The sequence below is a fragment of the Candidatus Avelusimicrobium faecicola genome (assembly GCA_900540405.1).
Taxonomy (GTDB): Bacteria; Elusimicrobiota; Elusimicrobia; order Elusimicrobiales; family Elusimicrobiaceae; genus Avelusimicrobium; species Avelusimicrobium faecicola.
In genome coordinates this window covers 1-17,250 of record UQFW01000034.1, presented here as the reverse complement: position 1 = coordinate 17,250, position 17,250 = coordinate 1, and the positions used below count along the sequence as shown (strand labels likewise).

Genomic DNA, 17,250 nt, shown 5'->3' with positions numbered 1-17,250 from the left:
CACCACACTTGCTTCTTGTTCCGGCGTGCCTTTGCGCCAACTGGGGGACCAAGAGGTAAACATTGTCCGCGTGGTGGAGCCGCTCACAAAATTTGCCCAAATGCTTACCGACCCGAACGATATTGACGCCGCCCTAGAAGAAGCCGTTTTTAAGGCTACTTCCGGCCGAGCCGGTCCGGTATGGTTGGATATTCCACTGAACGTGCAGGCCGCGCCGATTGATGAAACCAGGCTCAAAAAGTTTATCCGTCCTGCACAAGCGCCGTTTGCTTCGGCCGCTAAAGTATGCCAAGCGGCGGCCATTTTACAAAAAGCCAAACGCCCTGTGCTAATTGCGGGGAACGGCATACACTGTGCGTGGGCGCAAAAGGATTTGCGTGCGTTTTTAGATAAAACCAAAATTCCGGTTTTGGGTACTTTTAACGGGTTTGATTTAATTGCCTCCCAAGACCCGCTTTTTGCGGGCCGCATTGGCACCGTCGGCCAGCGCGCGGGCAATTTTGTATTGCAAAATGCGGACGTGGTGCTATGCGTGGGTACGCGCAACAACATCCGCCAAGTGAGTTATAATTGGGAAAATTTTGCCAAAAATGCCCAAAAAATTGTGGTGGATATTGATGAAGCCGAGCTAAATAAGCCGACCATCCGCCCCGATTTAGCCGTCTGTGCGGATGCGGGGGAATTTTTGCGCCAAATAACCGCGCAAACACAACGGCTGGATATTGCGCCGTGGCGCGAATACTGCCGCCGCATGCGGGCCAAATATCCGCCGTTGCGGGAGTTTGCCATTCAAGCGCAAGATAAAATTCATCCGTATCTGTTTATGGAGAAATTAAGCAAAATCCTTCCGCCAGCTAGCCGCGTGGTGGCCTCTAACGGCACGGCTTGCGTGGCGTTTTTTCAGGCTTTTGAAAGTAAGGCGGGGCAGCGGCTGCTGCTTAACTCCGGTGATGCTTCCATGGGGTACGGCTTGCCGGCGGCTATCGGGGTGTGTGCCGCCAATAACCGCCAAAGCGTGGTCTGCTTGGAGGGTGACGGCAGTATTATGATGAATTTGCAGGAATTGCAAACGGTAAAAACTTATCAGTTGCCGCTTAAAATTTTTATACTGAAAAACGGCGAATATGCGTCTATTATCCAAACCCAGCGCAACTTTTTTGACGGCCGACTGAGCGGATGTAATAGGCAAAGCGGGGTAGAAGTGCCGGACTTTGTGCAGGTGGCGCAATCTTTCGGCTTGCCCGCGGTGCGCCTGACTAAAAATGCAGATTTATCCGCCCGATTGGAAGAAATACTGGCTATGGACGGCCCTGTGGTGTGTGAGGTAAATTGCAGCGAAAATTACATTTTTGCGCCCAAATTATCCGCGCGCAAACTGCCCGACGGCAGTATGGTTAGCCCGTCTTTAGAGGATATGTACCCGTTTTTGGACCGCCGCGAACTGGCGGAAAATATGCGTATCAGCGGGGGAGTAAAAAACAATGAGTAAAAAGAAAATTTCTATCATTTCCAGCGCTTATAACGAGGAAACCAACATTCCGTTGCTCTATGCACAGGTAAAAGAGCAAATGCAAAAATTATCCGCCAAATATGACTATGAACAACTGGTGCTGGATAACGCCTCCCAAGACGGCACACTGCGCGTCTTGCGCGAAATTGCCGCCCAAGACCCCCATTTTAAGGTAATTGCCAACGCCCGCAACTTTGGGCATATCCGTTCGCCCTATTACGGCATTTTACAATGCGGGGGGGACGCGGTGATTTATATGGCGTCCGACTTGCAAGACCCGCCGGCGGTACTCCCGCAACTGATTCAAAAGTGGGAAGAAGGCTATAAAGTGGTGTTGGGGCAAAAAACGCAAAGTAAGGAATCGCCTTTGTTTTTTATGGTGCGGAAGTTTTATTATTGGCTGTTAAATTTAGTGAACGACTCCGGCACCGATTTACCCGCAAATTGTACGGGTTTTGGGTTATACGATAAATGCGTGGTGGACGAACTGCGCAAATTAAACGAGCCGTACCCGTATTTGCGCGGCCTGGTGTGCGAGCTGGGCTATGCGCGCGCGTTGGTGCCGTTTGTGCAACCGGTGCGGGAGCGCGGGTTTACCAAAAATAATTTTTATACCCTTTACGATAACGCCATGATTGGTTTTACCAACCATACCAAAGTGCCGCTTCGTTTGGCGGCGTTGGGGGGCTTTGTGTTGGGGGGAATCAGCCTGCTTTTGGCGCTGATTTATTTGGTATTAAAATTGCTTTTTTGGGAGAAATTCCCCATGGGAACGGCCCCTATTTTGCTGTCTGTATTGTTGTTTTCGTCCGTGCAGTTATTTTTTATCGGGATTATCGGCGAGTATATCGGTGCGATTTTAACCCAAGTATTGCATAGGCCGCTGGTGATAGAAAAAGAGCGGATTAATTTTAAGGATAAATAATTTTTGGCGCAGACAAATAAATATCCCCCGGCGTAGCCGGGGGATATTTATTAGATAAATTGGGGGTTTTTGCATCCCCGCTCATTCGGTGCGGCGGGTTTCTGCGCGTTCTTTCCAGCGTGTTTTTAGCCGTTGGGCCGCCTCTTGCGCCGCTTTTAATTCCTGCTCCAGTTTGGCTATTTCTTCGGCAGGGCGGTTTTGTTGGCGGGCATTCTCCAACTTTTTGGCCCGGGCGTCCAGTGCGCGTTGCACCCGTTGGCGGCGGCCCACATAAAAAAGCCCTCCTTGGCGGGTGATTTGTTTGGCTCCGCCGGGCGATAGCACAATCACTAAATCCGGGTAATCTTCCTGAATATCCTGCTTTAGATAAATGGCTTGTTGGCTGGGCGCCGGCCGGCACCAAACCCACCCGGCATACACGCATAAACCCACTAAAAAAGCCAGCGCCAAGTAGGCACAAAGTTCATAGACCGGATGGATGGTTTTGGCTCTCATGGCGCTATCCTGTTTAGTAAATAATGGTGCCGATTTCTTCCCCGCACAAGGCGCGTTTAATGTTGCCTTTTTTGTGCAGGTTGAAAACCTGAATGGGCAGTTTGTTTTCCAAGCATAACGCCAAGGCGGCCGTATCCATAAATTGCAACTGTTTGGCAATAGCCTCTTTATAGGTAATTTTATGAATTAGCTTCGCGTTGGGGTTCTTTTTGGGGTCGCTGTCGTACACGCCGTCTACTTGCGTGGCTTTTAATAGGACGTCCGCATTAATTTCGGACGCGCGCAACGCGGCGGCGCTGTCCGTAGTAAAGAACGGGTTTCCGGTACCGCCCGCAAAAATAACAATGCGGCCTTTTTCCAGGTGGCGTTCCGCTTTGCGGCGCACGAACGGCTCGGCCAGTTGGTAAATGTTAATAGACGTTAAAACGCGGGTGGGCACGCCGGCTTCTTCCAGTGCCGATTGCAACGCCAGCGCATTAATAACGGTGGCTAACATACCCATATTGTCGGAATTGACGCGGTCAATCACGCCGCCGCCGTCGCGCAGTCCGCGCCAGATGTTGCCGCCGCCCAGTACAATGGTCAGCTCGCAGTTGCCGCATTTGTACGCGTCGGCAATTTCTTCGGCAATTTCTTTTAAGGCTTGGGGGTTAATGCCGCGGTGGCCTTCGTTGATTAGGGCCTCCCCGGATAATTTTAACAAAACTCTTTTTTTCTTCGGGCCGTTTTCGGCAGTCATCATAAGTTAGCTCCTTAAATCGTTTGTTTTATTTTAACAAATCGTGGCGCCTGGGGCGCGTTTTTTTACTTTTTCCTTTCCACCCGGGCGTGCCGGACGGACAGAAAAAAGCCCCTCTAAAAGAGGGGCCTTCAATTAGAACCGCACAAAGCGCACAACCTTTAATTCACAACCCAAGGCTTTGGATTCTTCGTTCAAATAATCCAAAACGCTTTTCTTGTTGTCTTTAATGGTCATTTGTTCCAACAGACAGTTTTCTTTGGCGAATTTTTTAACCTTGCCGGGCAACATTTTTTCAATGGCGGCTGCCGGTTTGCCTTCGTTCAACGCCTGGGTTTTGTAAATTTCCAATTCTTTGTCAATTACTTCTTGCGGGATGTCTTTGGCATCTACCCAGCAGCTTTGCATACCAACGGTGTGCATAGCCAAACCGCGGGCAATTTCTTTCACTTTAGCCATATCGTTGCAGGTGCCGGAAACGGCCAGTTCCAACAAGGAGGATTTTTTATTGTCCGCGTGTACATAGGAACCAATTACGCTGCCTTCGGCCGGGGTCCAGTTGTAAGCGCCTTTCAAGGTGGTGTTTTCACCAAATTTGGGGGCTTTTTCGCTAATCATCGCTTTGATGTGTTCGTCGTTGGCGTAGTCGGTCACTTCCGGGTGGGCCAAGACGTAATCGGCCAAGTCGTCGGCCAATTTGATGAAATCTTCGGTTTTGGCCACGAAGTCGGTTTCGCAACCCAAGTAAACCATGGCAAAATTTTTGCCGTTGGTTTTAACGGACACTCTGCCTTCTTTGGTTTCGCGGTCAGAGCGTTTGGCCATATCGGCCAAGCCTTTTTTGCGCAGGAACACAATGGCTTGTTCCATATCGTCATTAGAGGCCAAGAGGGCTTTTTTGCAGTCCATCAGGCCGGCGCCGGTTTTGGCTCTTAATACTTTAATATCTTCAGCTAAAGACATGTCTTCTCCTGTGTGAATGGGTTAAATCTGTTTACGCGCCCGCCCGGCGGTTAAACCGGGCGGAAACGCGCATAAGAAACGGTTATTTAGCTTCTTCGGCCGGGGCTTCTTCCGCTTTTACTTCTTCGGTTTCGGCTTTGGCGGCCTTTTTGGTTTTAGCCGTGGTTTTTTTGGCGGCCGGTTTCTTGGCGGCAGCTTTTTTTACCTTTTTTTCAGCGGGTTCTTCCGCTTTTACTTCTTCGGCTTTTTCTTCTTCTTGCGCTTTGGGGGCTTCGGCAGCTTTGGCCTCGGCTTCCTGGGCGGCTTTTTCACCCGCCAACATGGCGGATTCAAACGCTTGGGCCATTACCGGGTTTTCCACCGGTTTGCCTTCTTCGGCGGCTTCGGCCGGTTTGTTTACGGCTTCCATTTCCGCGCGGGCTTCCAGGATAGAATCCGCGATGGCGCCGCAGAACAATTTGATAGAGCGGGCCGCGTCGTCGTTGCCGGGGACGGGCACGTCAATCATATCCGGGTCGGCATTGGTGTCGCACACGGCAACCACCGGAATACCCAACGTGTGGGATTCGCGCACAGCACCGGCGGTGTCCACAGGGTCAATTACAAAAACCACGTCCGGCAGAACTTTCATATCACGGATGCCGCCTAACAATTTTTGTAAGCGTTGCATTTCTTTGGTCAGTCTGCTGGCTTCTTTTTTGGAAATGGCCTTGAATACACCGGAGGCTTCCCATTTTTCCAATTCGTTCAATCTTTCAACGGATTTTTTAACGGTTTGGAAGTTGGTTAAAGTACCGCCCAACCATTTTTCGTGGATGCAGTAAGCACCGCAGCGGGCGGCTTCGGCCTGGATGGCTTCCTGCGCTTGTTTTTTAGTGCCTACGAACAAAAATTTAGCGCCTTTTTTGGTTTCTTCTTTAATAAAAGCGCAGGCTTTTTTAAGTTCTTTAGCGGTTTTTTGCAGGTCCAAAATGTGTACGCCGTTTCTTTCTCCAAAGATAAAGCGGCCCATTTTGGGGTTCCAGCGGGAAGTTTGGTGGCCGAAATGCACACCGGCTTCCAGCATGGCTTTCATAGATACATTGCTCATTTTTTCTCCTGTAAGCGTCCGCCCAAATTAGGGAAGGGGTTTCCCCGGCGGCGGAGGCTTGTGGTGTCGTCGGGACAGGCTTTGATTTACAGATTTTTTCGCTCTCCCGCTCAAGTACACCTTATGGCTATTATAGCATATTCTGCGCATAAAAAACCGCCCTTTCCCCGGGGAAAGAGCGGCCCAAAGCCATACTTTTTATTAAAAATGTCCGTTTACCAGCACCATCGCCGGGAACCAGCCGCCTTCGGTCACGTTCAGTAAGCCGATTTGCAGGCCGCGTATGTTGTGGGTATAGTTGACTAACCCCAGCTGTAAGCCGCGTATGGAATCGGCCATATTGAAAAAACCGATTTGGGCCCCGGTCATGCGGTCCGTCATATTAAATAACCCCAGTTGGGCCCCCGTAAAATGGGCGTTTTGGTTGAACGCGCCCAGTTGGGCCCCGGTGCCTTGTTCGGCCAGGTTGACCAAAAACGCAAAGCTGAGCCCGCGCAATTCATAGCGGGTTTGGGCCATCAGTAAATCCAACTGCGCGCCGGTCACTTCGTCCGTATGGGAGCCGATACCCAGGTCAACGCCGTTAATAATTTGTGTGTTGGCGGGGGTGGCCCACGCAATATTATCCCACAGAGAAAGTTTCAAACGCCCGGTTTGCATTTGCGCAAAAGAAGGGATAGCCGCAAACAGGCAAAAAAATAAAACTGCTAATTTTTTCATGGTGTTCCTCCAAACTAAATGTACCTTTTATTTTACTAATTTAACCCAAAAAGGAGCAAAAAATATGCTTATAAATTAGTAAAATATATATAAGAGGTGTGATTATGAAAATAAACGTAAGTTCCTTTAACCCCTTAACTGCCGACATCCGCGGCAATAAAGAGCGCATTATTGCGTTATTAAAAGCCCCGGCCCCGGTGGCCGATTTACTGCTGTTGCCGGAAGCCGCCCTGTGCGGTTGCCCCCTGTTTGATTTGTTTGAAGATGAACGCTTATTAAAAGAAAATGCCTCTGCCCTTAAAGAAATTGCCAAAGAAACCCAACACACGGCTTGCGTGCTGGGCTTTCAAGAAAAGCAAGGTAAAGAGCCCGTCAGCGCGGCGGCTTTTTTGTATAAAGGCAAAATGACCAAAATTTATGATACGGAAACGGTGGAATTTAAGGGCAAAACCCTGCAAATTGTATTGAGCGATTTGGAAAATGCCCCCAAATTGGATGCGGACATTATCCTATATATATACGCCCGCCCGTATGAAAAAGGCAACGTGGCCGAACGGTTGGCCCTGCTTAAAAAACAGGCCAAAAAGCGGGGTGTGCCGGTGGTTTCCTGCAACCTGTTGGGCGGCGGGGACGGTTTGATTTTTGACGGTCTTTGCGCCGTTGCCAACCGCAGAGGGGAGCTGACCCTGCTAGGTGAACTGTTCCGCGAACATATTAACACTTGGGACGAAGATGAAAAATCCGCGCCGTTATCTTACGAGGCGGACCCGCGCGGGGAAGTATTGGACGCGCTTTCCTTTGGCCTGGGTGATTTTGTGCAAAAGGCCGGATACAGCAAAGTGGTCTTCGGGCTTAGCGGCGGGTTGGATTCCGCCATTACCGCGGTGCTGGCGGCCTCGGCCCTGGGGGGAGAAAGCGTGTATGCGGTTTCCCTGCCTTCTTATTGCACCAGTGATTTGAGTAAATCGTTAGCCGGGCAACTGGCCCGCAGCTTGGGTATTAATTTGGAAGAAGTGGCCGTTCAGCCGGTGTTAGACGGTTTCAAAACGGCGGTGGGGCATATTTCCTCCCACCTGCAAGACAAAACGGAACAACAGTTGCAAAGCCGTATCCGCGCCAACTTACTGCTGACGTTGGGCCGGGAATACGGCGCCCTGCCGCTTTCTACGGATGATTTGAGCGAACTTTCCGTCGGTTCCTGCGTGCTGTACGGCGATACGGTCGGCCGCCTTTTGCCGCTGGGGGACGTGTTCAAAACGGAACTTTACGAGCTGGCGGCGTATATCAACCAAAAGCGCGAGATTATCCCGCAAGGCATTATCAGCCGCCCGCCCACGTCCGAACTGCGCCCGAACCAAAAGGACGAAGACACCCTGCCGCCTTATGCGGTGCTGGATAAAATTATTCCTTTATATGTGGCGGAGCAAAACACGCCGGCGGAAATTGCCCGCAAGTGCAAACTTTCCGCCGAGAAAGTGACGGAGGTTTGCCGCCTGATTGATAAGGCCGATTATAAACGCACCCAAACGGCCCCTATATTAAAGGTGACGCGCCGCCTGTTTACGGACTTACAGCGGCCGGTAATTAAAAAAATAAATTTATAGGCCGGATTTTGTAAAAACGAAGGAGAAAGGGCCGTCCGCACGGGCGGTCCTTTTTAGGGAAAGATGATTAAAAAATGGCTTAAAACAAAACCTTTGCGCAAACAGCTTTTCAGCTTAACCAGCCCTATTTTTGTGGAAACACTGCTGATTATGCTTTTGGGCGCCACGGACGTAATGATGCTTAGCCGGTATTCCGACGATACGGTGGCTTCCGTGGGGGTCGTCAACCAACTGTTAAGTTTAATTTTTATTTTGTACGGTATTTCCACCTTGGGCACGTCCGTATTGTGTTCCCAGTATTTGGGCGCGCACCAAAAAAAGAATGTCATGCAGACTATCGGCGTTTCTTTGTTGATAAACCTGCTGGTCGGGCTGGTGGTCAGCGCGGGGCTTTATGTGTTTGCGCCGCAGTTGTTGGGGCTGATGGGCCTGTCGCCCCAGTTAATTGATTGCGGTAAAGTGTATATGCAAATTGTGGGCGGGTTTTCTTTCTTGCAGGCAATTGCCATGACGCTTTCCGCCACGTTGCGCAGCCACAACCAAGCCTTTTACCCGATGTATGTGACGCTACTGATGAACGTGCTGAATGTGGCCGGCAACTATTTGCTCATTTTCGGCAAGTGCGGTTTCCCGGCGTTGGGCGCGCCCGGTGCGGCGGTGTCCACGTCCGTCTGCCGCCTGATTGCCATGTGCCTACTAGGGTATTTGTTGTTTAGAAAGGTAGTGCCGGATTTTTCTTTTAAGTATTTGCGCCCGTTCCCGTGGGATAAAGTAAAAAATCTAATGGTGGTCGGTTTGCCGGCGGCGGGGGAACAGGTATCTTACAATTTATCACAAGTGGTAATTACTTATTTTTCCGTATTAATCGGTACGGCGGCTTTAACGGCCCGTACTTATGCAATGAATATTGTGATGTTTTCCTATGTGTTTTCTATTGCGCTTGGCAACGGGGCGGCTATTTGTATCGGGCATTTAATCGGCGCCGAAAAAGACAACGCCGCCTATTCCGTGGAAAAATACTCCATTTGGCTGTCCGTTATTATTACGGTGGTAATTTCCGTTTTTACGGCGCTTATCGGCACGAATATTTTTCAGTTGCTTTCCCCGAACCCGGAAGTGGTAAAAATAGGCGCGGCGGTGCTGTATGTGGATATTGTGCTTGAAATCGGCCGCGCGGTAAACATTACGTCCGTGGACTCCTTAATTGCGGCGGGGGACGTGTTTTATCCGTTTATTACAGGTATTATTGTAATGTGGGGCGTGGCCACGCTGTGCGCTTATTTGCTGGGCGTTTGGTGGGGCTGGGGGCTTACCGGGATTTGGCTGGCTATGGCCCTGGACGAAAATATCCGCGCCGTTATTTTTGAGCGCCGCTGGAAAAGCCGTAAGTGGCAAACCAAGGCTTTTGCCCGCCGCGGCCTGTAATTTGGTAAAATATAAGTATGAACGAACTTTATAAAGAATATGATGTTCCGCAGGATTTGCAATTCAAAACGGCTGATATTATCCGCATGGGCGGGTTGATTTGCTCGGCCGGGTTGAGTACAAAATACTTTGCGGACGTCTTTTCCGCCCCCAATAAAATCACCAAAGCAACGGTGGAGTTGAGCTTTTCCGTGGCGGATAAAGAAATCCTGGTGCGCGGACGGGTTTTTGGCACGCGTGAAGTACAATGTGCCCGCTGTTTGAAGATGAGCGCGCAGGAGTTTTCGGAAGAATTTATAGAAACATATAGCACCAAGACAGAAATAATTGATATAATATCATTGGTGCAGCAAACGCTGGCTTTAACGGAAGAAATACGTTTTCTCTGCAAGCCTGACTGCAAGGGCCTGTGCCCTATGTGCGGGCAGGACTTGAATACCGCCCAGTGCGGTTGCAAGCCGGAGTGTTTGTCGCCTTTTGCCAAGTTAAAAGGTAAATTTAAGTAAGATTGATTTTTATTAGACGTATACAGGAGTAATTAACAATGCCGAATCCGAAGAAAAAACATACCCGCTCCCGCCGGGACTTGAGAAGATCTCACAATTCCGTTATTGAAGTGGCCCAGTTGGTGGAATGCCCGAACTGCAAATCCGCCCGCTTGCCCCATAACGTGTGCCCGAAATGCGGTTTTTACAAAGACCGGGTAGTCGTGGCTCCCAAAGCGGCCAAGACTGAAGAACAAGAAGCCAAATAATAACTTGTATGAAAATAGCCCTGGACGCCTTAGGCGGAGATTTTGGTGCTAAACCCAATGTGTTGGGCGCGTTAAAAGCAGCCAAAGCCCTTGATATCCATGTGATATTGGTGGGGAATGAAGCTGTTATTAAACAGGAATTGCAAGCGCAAGGCTGCACGGCTTTGCCGCCGAACATTTCTGTTGTCCACGCGCCCGATACCATAGATATGGGGGCAGAACCTGCTAAAGAATGTCGCAATAAAAAGAGCGCCAGCATTGTAGTATGTGCCGATTTGGTACATAAAGGCGAGGCGGATGCTTTTGTTTCCGCGGGGCATTCCGGGGCGGCCATGGTGGCTTCCCTTTTCCGCATGGGGCGTATTAAGGGCGTTGTGCGCCCGGCTATTGCTACCCCTATGCCTACCTATAAAGGCGTCAGCCTGCTGTTGGACGGCGGCGCCAATGCAGACTGCAAACCGTTGCACTTGTTGCAATTTGCGGTCATGGGTTCGGCTTATATGGAAAAGGTGTTTGATTTGAAAAGCCCCTCCGTGCGTATTCTTTCCATCGGGGAAGAAGAAACGAAGGGGAATTTTTTGGTTAAACACACCATTCCGCACATGCGCGAAATCGGCGTGAACTTCCAGGGCACCTTGGAAGGGCGCGACGTAAACACCGGCGAAACGGACGTAATTGTTTGCGATGGTTTCGTGGGGAATATCGTGCTGAAAATGGCCGAAGGTCTTTCCAAAACCATTATCAATATGATTAAGCGGGAAGTTAAAAAACGCCCGCTGGCCATATTGGGTGCGTTGCTTGCCAAAGGGGCATTCAGCGCCGTTAAAAAACATACCAACCCGGACCAATACGGCGGCGCACCGCTGGTGGGGGTCAACGGGGTGGCTATTATTTCGCACGGTAAATCCAACGAAGTAGCCATTTTTAACGCCTTAAAAACCGCTAAACGGTTGGTGGAAAAGAACTTTGTGGGCGATATTGCCGCCCGCGTGGCCGCCTTAAAAGATACCTTCTGCGCCATTGAAGCAGAAATGCAGGAGGAAGAAAAATAATGGATTTTAAGGGTAAAAATGTAATCGTCACCGGGGCAACGCGCGGTATTGGCCGTGCGATTGCGGAAGCGTTTGCCAAACAAGGGGCCAATTTGGCCGTGTGCGGCACGCACGAAGATGCCGTCAAGCAAACGGTGGCGCAGTTGGCCCAAACTTACGGCGTAAAAGTAATCGGCCGCGCGGTAAATATCGCGCAGGCGGACGATTGCGAAGCCTTAGTGGCCGAAACCGTAAAAGAGCTGGGCAGTGTGGACGTACTGGTTAATAACGCGGGCATTACCAAAGATAATTTGCTCGTGCTTATGAGCGAGGACGACTGGAACGCTGTAATTAACGTAAACCTGACGGGCACTTTTAATATGAGCAAAGCCGCGCTGAAAGTGATGTTCAAAAAACGCGCGGGCAACATTGTAAACATTTCTTCCGTAGTGGGGGAAATGGGCAACGCCGGGCAGGTAAATTATGTAGCCAGCAAGGCGGGGATAATTGGTATGACCAAAACCCTCGCTAAAGAATTTGGCTCCCGCCACATCCGCGTAAATGCGGTGGCGCCGGGGTTTGTGCGTACCGCTATGACGGACGCGCTGGCGCCGGAAGTAAAAGAAAAAGCGCTTGAAAACGTGGCGCTTAAAAGATTTGCAGAAGCAGAAGATATCGCCAAAGCCGTTTTATTTTTGGCGAGTGAAGATGCCTCTTATATTACGGGGCATATTCTATCCGTCAATGGCGGATTGTATATGTAGTTTAACATAAGGGGACACCCTTTCTAATAAAATCGGAGGACAAAATGTCTGGAAACATTGCAGAAGAAGTGAAAAAAATTATTATTGAACAATTAAGCGTGGATGCTGAAAAAGTGACGCCGGAAGCCCAGTTTGTGAACGATTTGGGTGCCGATTCTTTGGATACGGTGGAACTGATTATGGCTTTGGAAGAAAAATTTGATGTGCAAATTCCCGATGAAAAAGCCGAAAAAATCAAAACCGTCGGCGAAGCCATTGAATACATTGAAGCCAACGCCAAGAAATAACCGTGTACACCGATATTGAAAATATAATCGGGTATTGTTTCAAGGATAAAGAGGTTTTACGGGAAGCACTCACTCATAAGTCCTACGCCGGGGAACACCGCAGCGTTAAGCATAACGAGCGGTTGGAATTTCTGGGGGACAGCATTTTGGGCGCCATTGTTGCGGATTATATCTACAACCAATGCCCTCATGTGGAAGAGGGGGTGCTTTCTAAAATTAAAGCCAATTTAGTTTCGCGCCACAACCTTTATCTTTGGGGCAAACAAATGGACTTGGGGCGTTATATCGCCTTGGGCCATGGGGAGCTTGCCACCGGCGGCCGCACGCGCGACAGCATTATTTCCAACGCGGTGGAGGCTGTAATCGGGGCTGTGTATATAGACGGTGGATATACAGCCGCGGAACAAATGGTACTCCCTTGGGTTAAAACCCAGCAGCTCACGCAGGACCGTGGCGACTACAAAAGCGTTCTGCAGGAGTTTTTACAAAAACGCAGTAAACAAACGCCGGAATATGAAGTCATCCAAACCGTCGGGCCGGAACACGACAAAGTGTTTACCGTGCGCGTAAGTGCGGAGGGCCGGCAATTGGGTATTGGCAAGGGCCACAATAAAAAACAGGCCGAACAAAACGCGGCCGAAAACGCCTTGTCTTCCCTCAAAAAATAGCTTATGAAGAAAAAAAGTACCGCCAAAATTTCTGTGCCTATGGGCAAACTGCCGGCCAAAGTGCAATCTTCTTTGGTCCGGCGGCCCCTTTTATGGATGGGGGTTGTGGCGGTACTTCCTGTTTTGGCCATGATAGCTTTTACATTTAAGAGCGGCTACACGCCCACCCCCAAAAAAAGCAAAATAGACAAAATTGTTGTGGCTAAAACCCCTATGGAAATTGCCGAAGACGCCACCCAACTGCTCATGCGGCGCGATACGCAAAGTTTTTATGATTTAGTGGACCGCACCAAAGATGTTAATTTGGTAAACAGCCGCGGGGATTCTTTGTTATTGGTGGCGGTTTCCGTGGGGAATATAGATGCCGTACAGCGTTTACTGGCGCTGGGGGCAGACATCAACAAGCGCAATTCTTACACGCGCGACACGCCCATTTTGCGCAGTTTATATACTAATCACGACGACATCACCCGCCTGTTGTATTACGCGGATGCCGACCTGAATTTGGAAAACAACTACCGCATTTCGCCCATGTTTTTGGCGGTTGAAAAGCAAAAAGCGGAATTTGTGGACTTGTTTTTAACCAACGGCGCGCAAGCCGGGGTTAATTCTGAAAATCTTTTCCGCTGGGTAGCCAAACGCAATTTGCTGGGCATTGTGGCTATGCTCAAAGGGGGGGTAAACCCGAATGTGAAGAACGATAAGGGCAACACCCCGCTGATAATTTCGGCCTCTTTGGGGGATGTGGACGCCGTGCAGAATTTACTGGCGTACCGTTCCGACGTGAACGCCGCTAATAACGACGGCAACACCGCGCTTATTTATGCCGCGCGCTATAACCGCCCGCGCATTGTGTACGAGTTGATGCGTTCGTACTCCATGGTGGCGCCGGTGGACGTGGACCAACAAAACAAATTGGGTCAAACGGCCTTGTTTTGGGGGGCTTCCCGCGGGTATGAAGAAGTGGTGCAACGCCTGCTGGCGGCCAATGCCAAGCGGGAATTAAAAACCAAAGCGGGGCAAACCGCACTGGAAGCCGCGCAAAAGAACGGGCGCACGAACATTGTAAAATTGTTTGAAATGAACCCGCAAAAAGTGCAAAATGCGGTAATTGCCATGGATAATGCCCGCATAGAGGAAAAGCGCCGCAAAGAGGAAGCCGAAGCCGCCAAAGCCGCCGCCGAAAAAGCCAAGAACGATGCCGCCCAACAGGCCGCCCGCCAACAAGCGGGGTATTCCGGCCGCCGCCGGCGCAACACGGCTCAAACGCAAGTGGTGCAACCGTCCGCCCAAGTGCAAGCGGCCCGCCCGGCCCGCCAAGCCGCGCAAACCCAAACGCGCCGCCAAGCCGCGCAAACGGCTAAACCTGCCCAAAAATCCGCCCCGGCCAAAACGCGCCGCGGCACCCGCAAATAATTTTTATTTGTGAAATTCCTGTAAACATTTTTGGTGTACCTGCCCGCCGTAAGCATTTGCGGAAAAAAGAGCGGCCTAACCAGTGGGGGTGCGTGCCATCATTTGTTCAAAATCTGATAATAAAAACCGCCCCGCATTTTTATTTTGCGGGGCGGGGAAAAGCTAGTTGAATCTATTTTTATTTAGATAATGCTTTGTATTCTTTATAAAAATAGTTGTTTAATCTGTTTCCGGCCGGTTTGAATGTGCCCAATGTAAAAATGCCCGATAAAAAAGCACCCACAAAAGGAACAGCTTTTCTAACCACTTGGGCAGCCGTTTCTTTAGTTAATTTATCAAACCCTAATAGTTTAGCGCAAAGGTTTATCATTTGATACGGAGCCAATTTAGTTCCACCGCTTTTTAATATGGTTTTGCTAAATTGTTTAGCGTAATTGTTTAGCACAATTTGTGCTAATTGGTTTCCGGTTTGCCCGAACATAATGGCCAATAGCCCGAATAACATTTCCATTTTGATTTTTTCAGTGCCGTTTTTGAGGTCGGGAAGGCCATATAAATAGGCTAGTTTTTGGCCCACAATCATTAATTGCCCATAAAATTGCCCTAAATCAGTCGGTATTGTGCCGGCCATAGCCCAGCCACCGGGCAAGCCTAGCGCCGCTGAAGCGGAGGTGGCTAATGCCGTATGATAATTAACCACCGCGTTTCCTATTTTTTTGATTTCTTCCAGCGGAACCCCAGCTTTAATCGGGCCGTTATCTATCAGGTCTTCCCCGTAGCGTTCATAGTATACGGCTAAATTATTTTGTAAAAATTCCCTTCTATTGACTTCCATTCCGGGAATTTTCATCGCTATATCTACTACTTGTGACAGTAATTTTCCGCCTACGGTTAATTCTTTGCTTTCTTGGTTCATATCTATATTTTCTCCTTTTATTTGCTTCTAAATAGCCAGGTGCGGCCGGAATCTTTGGAATAGTACGTCCCTTTGGCGGTTAGTGCAATTATTTGCGTGCCGGCAACTTGCAAGTCCAAAAATCGGCCGGGGGTGGAACCAATGTATCTGTCCAGCCAGCTGCGGCCTTGGTTATAAGAATATTGCAAATGGGTTGTATTTTGCGGGTTAATGCGGATAAGTTCGCTACCGAGTGTAATTAGTTGGCTCATGCGCCCTCCTTATGCGGATATAAATAATATAGCAAAACTGTGCGACAATACTGGTGTCGCTCGGAATGGGTATACTATAAGCAAGGAGGTTGAACACAGGTATAAAAAAGCGGCGTATTACCAGAGCCTTTGGAATAACCCATGTAATCGCCGCTTGTTTATTCCCGCAGGAATAAACAGAAACGATTATTTTAGGATTCCAAAGTGCCGTTGGGTATAACCCATTCAGCTCTGACCGGCCCGCAGCCGGACTTCCTGAAAATAATTCAAAATCAAAAGCAAATTGTCGGACGGGTCGCCCCGTCACTTTCTATTATAGCAAACGCGGGGGCGGTAGGTCTTAATTTTTAGACTTTTGGGGGGAAAATGAAAAATCCCCGCGCGGGGCCCCCTGTAAAGGGGCCGCCCCTTACGCGTGAGAGTGCGCGGCCCGCCCGGCAAAATGCTCCTATACGCGATATTTGGCAAAATGCGCCCCTGCCGCCCGGCTGACGGTTTCCACTGCACCCAGCCGGCTACTCCCACTCCGCCCTGCCAAATGTTTCGCGCACTGTCAGGCCAATGGCACCCAATTTTGCCCTGCCAAATGTTTCGCGCACGGTTCACCCGGCCTTACGCGGGTGCCGGGGCAGGCTCCCCAAAAAAATATCCCCAAAAAACCAAAAAAATTTCCAAAATGCCCTTGACGTTTTGCCCTAAAATACTTATAGTAAGAGTATGAAAAAACTACATTTATTTTTGCTTATTTTCAGCATTTTTTACGCGGTGGCGGCGGTGGCGGCTCCTACTGCTTTTGATAAGGAACGCAACGCCTTTGAAGCCCGCCTATCTTCGGACGGCGCCTTAAAAAAAGCGCTTTTAAGCCGCGTGCGCCCCATTACTACGCAGTTTAATTATATGTCTTTGTTGGATAACAATACCGACGTTTTACTGCTGGGGGAAGAACATAATAACGAACAATCCAAGCGGGAAACCAACCTGATTATCAAGTATTTGGGCCAACACAAGGCCGGGTTTACGCACTTTGGGGCGGAGTTCTTTTTGTCGTCGGAACAACCGTTTTTGGACCAATATACCGATAATAACATTTCCCTGGCGGATTTGGAGCAAAAACTGGCCTTGGGTAAAAGCTATTCTGCCAGTGCGGCCGTGGCGCATCGCTACGGTTTAACGGTGCTGGGATTGGATGTGCCCAAAGCGCAGGAAAACGCCGCCTGGGCCAAATCTATTGCCGGGATGAAAGAGCGTAATGCGCATTGGGTGCAAATTATTACCGCCGTGGCGGAAAAAGACCCCATGAGCCGCTTTATTATCTATGGCGGCGCGTGGCACACGCAACAGCGCTCCGGCGTTATGCAAACGGTGCCGCAACTGCTTAACCGGGCCGGGCTGAAAACAAAAAATGTGGAATATGTGTCTTCGGCGGCGTGGGCGGCTTTGGCGGCGGAGGGAAATTTGGCCGGGCGGACGTTGCTGTTTACCGTGCCGAACGCTTACCGCGGCGCGGCCACGGCGGATTATTATATTTATTTACCCAAAAATGTAAAGACGAATGATGCCGCCCAAGAGAAAATGGGCAAAATGATGGACGATAAAAATTTTAAGTGGGAACACTGCACGGACGACCCGGACCACCCGCTTTGCAAAGTGATTGTGGAGGGGGAACACCGTTAGACATTTTTTTGTGTGCCC

19 protein-coding genes are annotated in these 17,250 nt (G+C 49.8%); 12 read left to right on the top strand and 7 right to left on the bottom strand.

The window, feature by feature from the left end:
• Together ACQY18_RS04435 and ACQY18_RS04430 are read left to right on the top strand one after the other, a co-directional pair.
• A partial coding sequence (locus tag ACQY18_RS04435) for a thiamine pyrophosphate-binding protein (protein WP_428039000.1) occupies positions 1 to 1,489 on the top strand: 1,489 nt, incomplete at its 5' end.
• Positions 1,482 to 2,435 carry a glycosyltransferase gene (locus ACQY18_RS04430; RefSeq protein WP_176777651.1) on the top strand — a complete coding sequence of 318 codons (954 nt, stop codon included), beginning with the start codon at positions 1,482 to 1,484 and terminating at the stop codon, positions 2,433 to 2,435. The genes ACQY18_RS04435 and ACQY18_RS04430, both read left to right, overlap by 8 nt.
• Before the next feature lie 81 nt (positions 2,436 to 2,516).
• On the opposite strand, the gene ACQY18_RS04425 is transcribed toward ACQY18_RS04430, so the two are convergent.
• From ACQY18_RS04425 to ACQY18_RS04405, 5 genes are all read right to left on the bottom strand, one after another.
• Positions 2,517 to 2,930, bottom strand: a complete 414-nt coding sequence (locus tag ACQY18_RS04425; protein WP_428038999.1) for a hypothetical protein — start codon at positions 2,928 to 2,930, stop codon at positions 2,517 to 2,519.
• 13 nt (positions 2,931 to 2,943) lie between these two features.
• Complete coding sequence (pyrH, locus tag ACQY18_RS04420; protein WP_428038998.1) at positions 2,944 to 3,672, bottom strand: UMP kinase; 729 nt, start codon at positions 3,670 to 3,672, stop codon at positions 2,944 to 2,946.
• Positions 3,673 to 3,804: 132 nt separating this feature from the next.
• Entirely contained in the window at positions 3,805 to 4,632 is an 828-nt protein-coding gene (gene tsf / locus ACQY18_RS04415; protein ID WP_176777653.1) for a translation elongation factor Ts, read from the bottom strand.
• A gap of 82 nt (positions 4,633 to 4,714) precedes the next feature.
• Positions 4,715 to 5,722 (bottom strand): 30S ribosomal protein S2, encoded by a 1,008-nt coding sequence (gene rpsB / locus ACQY18_RS04410; RefSeq protein WP_428038997.1) that lies wholly within the window; start codon positions 5,720 to 5,722, stop codon positions 4,715 to 4,717.
• Positions 5,723 to 5,923: 201 nt separating this feature from the next.
• On the bottom strand, positions 5,924 to 6,442 hold the full coding sequence (locus ACQY18_RS04405; protein WP_176777655.1) for an LA_2272 family surface repeat-containing protein: 519 nt from the start codon (positions 6,440 to 6,442) through the stop codon (positions 5,924 to 5,926).
• A gap of 104 nt (positions 6,443 to 6,546) precedes the next feature.
• Here ACQY18_RS04405 and nadE point away from each other — a divergent pair, with 104 nt between their 5' ends.
• From nadE to ACQY18_RS04360, 9 genes are all read left to right on the top strand, one after another.
• Positions 6,547 to 8,046 (top strand): NAD(+) synthase, encoded by a 1,500-nt coding sequence (nadE, locus tag ACQY18_RS04400; protein WP_428038996.1) that lies wholly within the window; start codon positions 6,547 to 6,549, stop codon positions 8,044 to 8,046.
• A gap of 63 nt (positions 8,047 to 8,109) precedes the next feature.
• The gene (locus ACQY18_RS04395; protein WP_428038995.1) at positions 8,110 to 9,471 is read left to right on the top strand and encodes an MATE family efflux transporter; all 1,362 of its coding nucleotides are present in this window, start codon (positions 8,110 to 8,112) and stop codon (positions 9,469 to 9,471) included.
• Between the two features lie 17 nt (positions 9,472 to 9,488).
• Complete coding sequence (locus tag ACQY18_RS04390; RefSeq protein ID WP_176777658.1) at positions 9,489 to 9,977, top strand: YceD family protein; 489 nt, start codon at positions 9,489 to 9,491, stop codon at positions 9,975 to 9,977.
• A gap of 38 nt (positions 9,978 to 10,015) precedes the next feature.
• On the top strand, positions 10,016 to 10,225 hold the full coding sequence (gene rpmF, locus ACQY18_RS04385) for a 50S ribosomal protein L32 (protein WP_176777659.1): 210 nt from the start codon (positions 10,016 to 10,018) through the stop codon (positions 10,223 to 10,225).
• Between the two features lie 8 nt (positions 10,226 to 10,233).
• Complete coding sequence (gene plsX, locus ACQY18_RS04380; protein WP_428038994.1) at positions 10,234 to 11,277, top strand: phosphate acyltransferase PlsX; 1,044 nt, start codon at positions 10,234 to 10,236, stop codon at positions 11,275 to 11,277.
• Positions 11,277 to 12,020: a 3-oxoacyl-[acyl-carrier-protein] reductase gene (gene fabG / locus ACQY18_RS04375; protein ID WP_428038993.1), complete on the top strand. Its 744-nt coding sequence runs from the start codon at positions 11,277 to 11,279 to the stop codon at positions 12,018 to 12,020. Before plsX ends, fabG begins: the two co-directional genes overlap by 1 nt.
• 44 nt (positions 12,021 to 12,064) lie before the next feature.
• Positions 12,065 to 12,307 (top strand): acyl carrier protein, encoded by a 243-nt coding sequence (locus ACQY18_RS04370; RefSeq protein WP_176777662.1) that lies wholly within the window; start codon positions 12,065 to 12,067, stop codon positions 12,305 to 12,307.
• 2 nt (positions 12,308 to 12,309) lie between these two features.
• Entirely contained in the window at positions 12,310 to 12,975 is a 666-nt protein-coding gene (gene rnc / locus ACQY18_RS04365; RefSeq protein ID WP_428038992.1) for a ribonuclease III, read from the top strand.
• Between the two features lie 3 nt (positions 12,976 to 12,978).
• Complete coding sequence (locus ACQY18_RS04360; protein WP_428038991.1) at positions 12,979 to 14,391, top strand: ankyrin repeat domain-containing protein; 1,413 nt, start codon at positions 12,979 to 12,981, stop codon at positions 14,389 to 14,391.
• Positions 14,392 to 14,569: 178 nt separating this feature from the next.
• Here ACQY18_RS04360 and ACQY18_RS04355 read toward each other — a convergent pair whose 3' ends face one another.
• Positions 14,570 to 15,307: a hypothetical protein gene (locus tag ACQY18_RS04355; protein WP_428038990.1), complete on the bottom strand. Its 738-nt coding sequence runs from the start codon at positions 15,305 to 15,307 to the stop codon at positions 14,570 to 14,572.
• Between the two features lie 17 nt (positions 15,308 to 15,324).
• Entirely contained in the window at positions 15,325 to 15,558 is a 234-nt protein-coding gene (locus ACQY18_RS04350; protein WP_428038989.1) for a hypothetical protein, read from the bottom strand.
• Positions 15,559 to 16,275: 717 nt separating this feature from the next.
• Between ACQY18_RS04350 and ACQY18_RS04345 the strand changes: the two genes are divergently transcribed.
• Entirely contained in the window at positions 16,276 to 17,232 is a 957-nt protein-coding gene (locus ACQY18_RS04345) for a ChaN family lipoprotein (RefSeq protein ID WP_428038988.1), read from the top strand.
• The last annotated feature ends 18 nt before the right edge of the window (positions 17,233 to 17,250 follow it).

Coding starts and splice junctions, on each gene's coding strand:
- plsX (WP_428038994.1), top strand. CDS start 10,234: ATGAAAATAGCCCTGGACGCCTTAGGCGGAGATTTTGGTGCTAAACCC.
- rpsB (WP_428038997.1), bottom strand. CDS start 5,722: ATGAGCAATGTATCTATGAAAGCCATGCTGGAAGCCGGTGTGCATTTC.
- ACQY18_RS04370 (WP_176777662.1), top strand. CDS start 12,065: ATGTCTGGAAACATTGCAGAAGAAGTGAAAAAAATTATTATTGAACAA.
- fabG (WP_428038993.1), top strand. CDS start 11,277: ATGGATTTTAAGGGTAAAAATGTAATCGTCACCGGGGCAACGCGCGGT.
- pyrH (WP_428038998.1), bottom strand. CDS start 3,672: ATGATGACTGCCGAAAACGGCCCGAAGAAAAAAAGAGTTTTGTTAAAA.
- ACQY18_RS04345 (WP_428038988.1), top strand. CDS start 16,276: ATGAAAAAACTACATTTATTTTTGCTTATTTTCAGCATTTTTTACGCG.
- ACQY18_RS04390 (WP_176777658.1), top strand. CDS start 9,489: ATGAACGAACTTTATAAAGAATATGATGTTCCGCAGGATTTGCAATTC.
- ACQY18_RS04425 (WP_428038999.1), bottom strand. CDS start 2,930: ATGAGAGCCAAAACCATCCATCCGGTCTATGAACTTTGTGCCTACTTG.
- ACQY18_RS04430 (WP_176777651.1), top strand. CDS start 1,482: ATGAGTAAAAAGAAAATTTCTATCATTTCCAGCGCTTATAACGAGGAA.
- ACQY18_RS04360 (WP_428038991.1), top strand. CDS start 12,979: ATGAAGAAAAAAAGTACCGCCAAAATTTCTGTGCCTATGGGCAAACTG.
- ACQY18_RS04395 (WP_428038995.1), top strand. CDS start 8,110: ATGATTAAAAAATGGCTTAAAACAAAACCTTTGCGCAAACAGCTTTTC.
- nadE (WP_428038996.1), top strand. CDS start 6,547: ATGAAAATAAACGTAAGTTCCTTTAACCCCTTAACTGCCGACATCCGC.
- ACQY18_RS04405 (WP_176777655.1), bottom strand. CDS start 6,442: ATGAAAAAATTAGCAGTTTTATTTTTTTGCCTGTTTGCGGCTATCCCT.
- tsf (WP_176777653.1), bottom strand. CDS start 4,632: ATGTCTTTAGCTGAAGATATTAAAGTATTAAGAGCCAAAACCGGCGCC.
- ACQY18_RS04355 (WP_428038990.1), bottom strand. CDS start 15,307: ATGAACCAAGAAAGCAAAGAATTAACCGTAGGCGGAAAATTACTGTCA.
- ACQY18_RS04350 (WP_428038989.1), bottom strand. CDS start 15,558: ATGAGCCAACTAATTACACTCGGTAGCGAACTTATCCGCATTAACCCG.
- rpmF (WP_176777659.1), top strand. CDS start 10,016: ATGCCGAATCCGAAGAAAAAACATACCCGCTCCCGCCGGGACTTGAGA.